At 52.5% G+C, this 469-nt stretch carries 1 protein-coding gene; it reads right to left on the bottom strand.

The features are described from left to right. Positions 1-469 (bottom strand): DEAD/DEAH box helicase (locus ACEWB7_RS17570; RefSeq protein WP_411581033.1); only part of this gene is annotated, 469 nt, incomplete at both ends.

Genomic DNA, 469 nt, shown 5'->3' with positions numbered 1-469 from the left:
GGCATATCCAGTCGTTCTGGCGGTGTCAGATAGCCGTGTTTAATCATATAACGCAGCGGCAGCTCATAAATGCAGTCACGGAAAAGGGCTTTCTCATCCCCGCGTACCATGCCGTGATAATGGAACTGATAAATCCAGCCTTTGCCCAGTCGAAAAGGCGTGGCAGTCAGCCCCAGCAGGCGTAAGTGGGGATTCACTTTGGTCAGGTGAGTGAGGATTTGCTGATACTGGCTCTCTTCATCGTCACCAATACGGTGACATTCATCGACAATCAACAGCGAGAATTCACCCTGAAAGGCATCAAGATTACGGGCGACCGACTGCACGCTGCCAAATACCACTTTACCGTGGCTCTCTTTGCGCTTTAGCCCGGCGGCAAAAATATCGGCTTCCAGCCCCAGCGCCTGATATTTTGCATGGTTTTGCGCCACCAGTTCTTTAACGTGTGCCAGCACCAGCACGCGACCAC

It is taken from the genome of Acinetobacter sp. NIOH-H-8, from assembly GCF_046635365.1.
Taxonomy (GTDB): Bacteria; Pseudomonadota; Gammaproteobacteria; order Pseudomonadales; family Moraxellaceae; genus Acinetobacter.
This window is presented reverse-complemented; position numbering and strand designations above follow the sequence as displayed.